We start from the raw sequence: 7,459 nt of genomic DNA, 5'->3' as shown, positions 1-7,459 counted from the left end.
CACAGAAGTCTTGAATACTGTAGATTTAATATTCCGAGATGGAGTAGATGCCAAAGCATTTATGTCATCTTTCCAACAGGTGCAAGTAGAAAACCAAGGCACCCCCATGAAAATTCAAGGCATGGAAGATAAAGGAGATGGAGTAGTAGTAATTAAAATTAATGTACCCCCAGAAACCCAGGAGAAAGAAAAAATCCATCGGGAGTTTATGCAATTCTATAATGAAAATGTGAGATTTTTAGAAGAAAAATACCAGAAAGAGTTACAACAAATCAAAAGACAAATAAATCAAAATCTTCAGGAAAGTGAAATAAAACATCAGATAGAGTGGGCAGAAATCAAAAAACAAAATGCTCGTTCACAAGAACAAAATAAATACATGATGTCTTTGGTTAATCAGATATTTCAAAAATCAAGCTCTGCCAATTATTTAGTTACTCTCAATTTTGAAGGGGGAAATTTTGAAACAGGTTTTCCAGTTATTAGAGCTAATATTTGGTTAGACTGTCATCCTTTACCAACTTCTTTTACAGGTAACTTACCCCCGAACTTAAAAATTCCTCAACTCTATCAAGACTGGAGCCAAAAATATAAACAATTAAGAGAATGCTATGGCAATTTAGGCTTGCTTCCTAGAATCAAAATGAAGGAAGAGCAGACACCAAATTTTTCCAAAAAAGATATAGAAAAGAAAGTTCAAGAAATAATTAGTCAGATTCGAGAATTAGAGAAAGAGTGGCGATCGCTAATTAATTACTGGTTGAACGAGCCAAGTTTTAACAAAATAGAAAAGGAGCTAAGAACTAAATTTAACTCCTCAGACAAAGTACGAATAATTATCCAATCTGAAGATAATTTAATCCAACACATTCCCTGGCACTTATGGAATTTTTGCTCAGATTATAAATCTGCTGAAACTGCTATAGGTTTGCCAGAAGCTAACCGAGTCGAAAAGTTAAATGTCTCTAGAGAAAAAAATCGCATCTTAGCAATTTTTGGAGATGACAAAGGAATAAATGTTGAGGCAGATAAACAATATTTGTCTAGTTTCTCAACAGAAGCAGAAATTGTTTCTTTAGTTAAACCAAGTCGCCAAGAACTAGATGAAAAATTATGGGATGAAAAAGGTTGGGATATACTTTGTTTTTCTGGTCATAGTGAAAGTAAAGCTGATGGGAGTACCGGATGTTTTTATTTAGGAAATGAAACAAAAATGACAATAGAGGAATTAGAAAATGCCCTAAGAGAAGCTATTAGTAAAGGTCTACAATTAGCCATATTTAATTCTTGCGATGGATTAGGTTTAGCTCGACAACTTGCCCGGTTACATATTCCGGCAATTATTGTTATGCGAGAAGAAGTTCCAGATGTAGTTGCTCAGAAATTTTTGCAGGATTTTCTGGAGTTATTTGCTAGTGGAAAATCTCTGTATATTTCAGTAAGAGAAGCGAGGGAAAAATTACAAGTAATGGAAGATAAATTTCCTGGTTCGAGTTGGTTGCCAGTTATTTGTCAAAATTCTGCAGAAGTTCCTCCGTCATTCCAGTGCGGGCATCTTGCCCGCCAGTAATGTACCTTTATTAATTATCAAAGGAGAAAAATTACTATGAAATTTACCAATCCCAAGGTCGATTATGCCTTTAAAAAAATCTCCAGTTCAGAACAGAGTACAGACATTTTCATTGGCTTTATCAATCATCAGTTAACCGAATAAATAAATTTTCTAATTAATTTTTCAGGAGCAAATCTAATGCTAATTAATACATCCAAATAACCACTTTACAGTTATCAGTTAACAATTATCAGTTATCAGTTATCAATTAACAGTTATTAGTCATCTTTAGATGAATTATGCTGTGAGCCAATAAATTTATTTCTTGGCGGATGAAGCGGATGAAAAATAATCACTTAAACTTTCAGAGGTAAATATAATGTTAATTAATACATCCAAACAACCACGCAAAAATTATCAAGGTCGTTCATTTAAAAATCAAGATTTGACTAATCAAGACTTTTCTTTTGCAGATATCAGAGGAGCAGATTTTACTGGAGCAAATCTCACGGGTGCTAAGTTCAATTATGCTTTAGCAGGATTAACAAAATTTCAGGTTATTAGACTATTTATTATTGGAGCTATTCTATTTGCAACTGCAGGTATTGCAGCAGTACTTGCTGTGGATGTTCCTGTAAGATTTCTCCTTCCTAAATTATGGAAACCAAATTATCTTAGTTCAGCAGTTTTCATAATTATACAACTTGTAAATATTGGTTTATTAGTAATTACTATTCGTAAAGGAATTGCAGAAACAATAAAATATTTTTATTATCTAGTTTGTCTAATGATACTAATATTTCCATTACTTGCACAGTTGGGAAGGAGAGAGGAAAAAACTCAGGCACTTTTCAATTTTTTCGGAATTTCAGAAGTACCAGATTCCATTGTTTGGTTATTTGGAAAATTAAGAGTATTTAGAGGTGGCAATGTTATCAGAAATGTAAATTATTGGTTCAATGGTAATACAGATATGAATCCTGTTATAGAGACAGTTGTCACTTTGATCATCTCTATAGCGGCAATATTTGTATTAATTTCTACTCTCAGTTTAGCGGTAGTTTTAGCTGAATTTATTGCTAAAAAGTGGTTGGCAAATATTGGAATAGGAATATCAGGAACACTGACAACATTTATGGCAGGAAATCTTGCCAGAAACAGGGACCATTATTATGAAGACAATATGTCTTATTTATGGATGGGTGCTGTTATAGCTGCATATCTTTCTCTAATCATAATATTAATAGCTCAACATCTGGCAAAAAAGATATTAGCTGAAGATGAAAAAAATCTTTTTCTCCTACGATTAGCTGTTGGTATTGGAACTTTAGGAGGCACCTGTTTTAAAAATGCTAATTTAACGGATGCCGACTTTAGTAATGCCATTCTCAAAAGTACAAATTTTCGATTTGCTAATGCCACTCGCACATTCTGGCGACAAACCAAATATTTAAAATTTGCCAGAGTCGAAGCAACTATATTAGTAGATATAAAAGTCAGAGAATTATTAATAACTGGAGATGGCAGAAATAAACAATATATAGGAGCAGAATTAAAAGGAGCAAACCTGATGAGTGCTGACTTCAGTGATGCAAATTTAAAACTAGCAAACTTAAGCGAATCTTCTATGCAGTATGCTTGTTTAGATTATGCCAATTTAACTGAAGTATCAGCAATAGGTACTAATTTTACCAGTGCCCAAATGACAGAAACCTGTATAGATTCTTGGAATATAGACAATACTACGATCCTGGATTTTGTTGAATCAAAATGTGTCTATTTATTAGAGAGAGAAAAAGAAGGAAGAAATCACAAAGAACGTCGTCCTAGTAGTGGAGATTTTCAACCAGGAGACTTTACAAAATTATTCCAAGAAGTCTTGAATACTGTAGATTTAATATTTCGCAATGGAGTAGATGCCAAAGCATTTATGTCATCTTTCCAACAAGTACAAGGGGAAAATCAAGACATCCCCATGAGAATTCGAGGAATGGAAAATAAAGGTGATGGAGTAGTAGTAATTACTATTGATGTACCCCCAGAAACAGAGAAAGAAAAAATCCATCAACAGTTTCTCCAATTCTATGATAAAAATCTCAGAGTGCTAGAGGAGAAATATCAAAGAGAGTTACAAGAAACCAAACGACAGATAAATCAAAATATTCAGGAAAGTGAGAGAACTACTCAGATAGAGTTGGCAGAAATTAAAAAACAAAATGCTCGCTCAGAAGAACAAAAGAATTACATGATGTCTTTGGTTGAGCAGATATTTCAAAAATCAAGCTCTGCTAATTATTTAGTTACTCTCAATTTTGAAGGGGGAAATTTTACTACAGGTTTTCCAGTTATTAGAGCAAATATTTGGTCAGACTGTCATCCCTTACCAACTTCTTTTACAGGTAACTTACCCCCAAATTTAAAAATTCCTCAGCTCTATCAAGACTGGGGTAAAAAATATAAACAATTAAGAGAATGCTATAGAAATTTAGGCTTCCTTCCTAGAATCAAAATGAAGGAAGAGCAGACAACAAATTTTTCCAAAAAAGATATAGAGAAAAAAGCTCAGAAAATAATTCTTGAGATTCGGGAATTAGAGAAAAAGTGGCGATCGCTAATTAATTACTGGTTGAACGAGCCAAGTTTTAACAAAATAGAAAAGGAGCTAAGAACTAAATTTAATATCTCAGACAAAGTACGAATAATTATCCAATCTGAAGAGAATTTAATCCAACACATTCCCTGGCACCTATGGAATTTTTGCTCAGATTATAAATCTGCTGAAACTGCTATAGGTTTGCCAGAAGCTAATCGAATGGAAAAGTTAAATACTGCCAGGGAAAAAATCCGCATCTTAGCAATTTTCGGAGATGACAAAGGTATAAATGTTGAGGCAGATAGAAAATATTTATCTAGTTTTTCCAGGGAAGCAGAAATTGTTTCTTTAGTTAAACCAAGTCGCCAAGAACTAGATGAAAGATTATGGGATGAAAAAGGTTGGGATATTCTTTGTTTTTCTGGTCATAGTTACAGTGCAAAAGATGGAAGTACTGGATATTTTGATTTAGGAAATCAAACAACAATAACAATTGAGGAATTAGAAAATGCCCTGGTAACAACTATTAGGAAAGGTCTAAAATTAGCAATTTTCAATTCTTGTGATGGATTAGGTTTAGCCAGACAACTTGCTCGGTTACATATTCCGGCAATTATTGTGATGCGAGAAGAAGTTCCAGATGTAGTTGCTCAGAAATTTTTACAGGATTTTCTGGAGTTATTTGCTAGTGGTAAATCTCTATATATTTCAGTAAGAGAAGCGAGGGAAAAATTACAAGTAATAGAAGATAAATTTCCTGGTGCAAGTTGGTTGCCAGTTATTTGTCAAAATTCCGCAGAAATACCTTCGAGTTGGGAAAAGTTTAATCCCCCCTAACCCCCCTTGGAAAGGCAGGGCTGTTTCATTCTCGATAGACACGGGGACACACCAGACACACCAGACACGGGGATGAAGGCTTTTAAGCGGCGTTGAACCAAATATTCTCTTAGAGCTTAAAGACGCGTACTTTGCGCTCAAAATCGGCAAATTTTGGCAAATTTTACTGTTTCACTATCCCCTCATCTTCCGTTCTCCTTAAATCGTTAATCTACAATACTTTGAAACAGCCCTGCCCTTGGAAAGGGGAGCTTAAGTCATCTAATGCCAAGTCATCTAATGCCAAGGATTAAAATCCTTGGCTAATAGTTTAAGTCATCTAAAGATGACTCTACTTAATTTTTCAGGGGGTAAATATAATGTTAATTAATATATCCAAACAACCACTTTACAGTTATCAGTTAACAGTTATCAGTTATCAGCCATTTCAGTTAACAGTTATTAGTCATCTAAAGATGACTTCTGCTATGAGCCAATAAATAAATTTATTGGCGGATGAAAAATAATCAGTTAACACTTATTAGTTGTCAGTTGAAAAATTCAGGAGTGAATCTAATGCTAATTCATTCATCCAAACAACCACTTTACAGTTATCAGTTAACAGTTATCAGTTATCAGTTATCAGTTAACAGTTATTAGTCATCTAAAGATGACTTCTACTATGAGCCAATAAATAAATTTCTTGGCGGATGAAGCGGATGAAAAAGAATCACTTAATTTTTCAGAGGTAAATAATTATGCTAATTAATACATCCAAACAACCACTTTACAGTTATCAGTTATCAGTTAACAGTTATTAGTCATCTAAAGATGACTTCTGCTATGAGCCAATAAATAAATTTCTTGGCGGATGAAGCGGATGAAAAAGAATCACTTAAACTTTCAGAGGTAAATATAATGTTAATTAATACAAATACATCCAAACAACCACTTTACAGTTATCAGTTATCAGTTATCAGTTATCAGTTAACAGTTATTAGTCATCTTTAGATGACTTCTGCTATGAGCCAAGAAATAAATTTCTTGGCGGATGAAGCGGATGAAAAATAATCACTTAAATTTTCAGGGGGTAAATCTAATGCTAATTCATTCATCTAAACAACCACGCAAAAATTATCAAAATCGTTCATTTAAAAATCAAGATTTGACTAATCAAGACTTTTCTTATGCAGATATAAGAGGAGCAGATTTTTCTGGAGCAAATCTCACGAATGCTAACTTCAATTATGCTTTAGCAGGATTAACAAAATCTCAGGTTATTCGACTATTTATTATTGTAGCTATTCTATCTATAATTGCAGGAATAGCCGCAACTATTGCTGTTGATATTCCCATGGATTTTGTTTTTGAAGCAGAAAAGGTAGAAGAACTAAAAAGTAAATATATCATCCCAAATCTAGCTACTTTTCTATTCAATGTAGTTATTTTTCTGTTTCTAGAAGTTGTAAATATTGGTTTATTAGTAGTAACTATTCGTCAAGGAGTTCAAAAAGCAATAGCATATTTATTTTCTGTAATTCCTGTGATGATACTAATAATTCCAACACTTACAGTATTAGGTATGCGTCCAGAAAAATTTAGACAATGGTATAGTCTTTTTGTTAAATATTTAAGTTTTTTAGGAATACCAGAAACGCCGCCTCAACAGATTGTTGATTTCTTCTCAGGGTTAAGAGCCTTCAGACCTGGCATTATTGTTCATAGACTAATTGATAATAGTGAAAATTTGGGAATAGTTGTGAAGATAATTCTCAGTTTTATTGTGTCTACAGCATCTATATTTGTTTTGATTTTTACCCTGACTTTGGCAGTAGTTTTAGCTGAAACTATTGCTGGGAAATTGTTAGTAAATATAGCAGTAACAGGAGCAGGAATAGTTGCTGCAATTGCTATAGGACTTCTTACGGAGAATGGGATAGACAATTTTGTTATAAGAATTATTACTGAGAATAAGGTAGACAATTTTGAACCAATACCTATACCTATTATAGTGATAGTAATTGTCCTAGCTATAGCTCTTTCTCTTGCCCTAATATTAATAGCCAGGCATATAGCAAAAAAGATATTATACGAAGACGAAAAAAATCTTTTCATCCTTAAATTTGCTATTGCCATTGGAACTATAGGAGGCACTTGTTTTAAAAATGCAAATTTAACCGATGCCGACTTTAGTCACGCTACTCTCAAAAGCACAAATTTTCGATTTGCTAATACTACTAGAACATTCTGGCGACAAACCAAATATTTAAAATTTGCCAGAGTTGAAGCAACTATATTAGAAGATATAAAAGTCAGAGAATTATTAATAACTGGATACGGAAAAGACCAACAATATATAAGTGCCAACTTCAGAGGAGCAAACCTCATGAGTGCCGACTTGAGTAACGCCAATTTCAAACTAGCAGACTTAGGAGAAGCTTCTCTTAAAGCTGCCAATTTAAAGGGTGCAAATTTAACCGAAACATTAGCCATAGGCA

3 protein-coding genes are annotated in these 7,459 nt (G+C 33.4%); all 3 read left to right on the top strand.

Going from position 1 to position 7,459, the window contains the following annotated elements; genetic code table 11:
* On the top strand, nt 1-1,570 hold a 1,570-nt coding region (locus F6K54_RS36375), incomplete at its 5' end, for a CHAT domain-containing protein (RefSeq protein WP_293088734.1).
* A gap of 361 nt (nt 1,571-1,931) precedes the next feature.
* A complete protein-coding gene (locus F6K54_RS36365; RefSeq protein WP_293088732.1) occupies nt 1,932-4,982 on the top strand; it encodes a pentapeptide repeat-containing protein in 3,051 nt (1,016 codons plus the stop codon).
* A 1,039-nt stretch (nt 4,983-6,021) separates the two neighbouring features.
* Nucleotides 6,022-7,459: pentapeptide repeat-containing protein (locus F6K54_RS36360; RefSeq protein ID WP_293088730.1), on the top strand; the 1,438-nt coding region annotated here is incomplete at its 3' end.

Origin of the sequence: Okeania sp. SIO3B5, from assembly GCF_010692555.1 — a bacterium.
Taxonomy (GTDB): Bacteria; Cyanobacteriota; Cyanobacteriia; order Cyanobacteriales; family Microcoleaceae; genus Okeania.
This window is presented reverse-complemented; position numbering and strand designations above follow the sequence as displayed.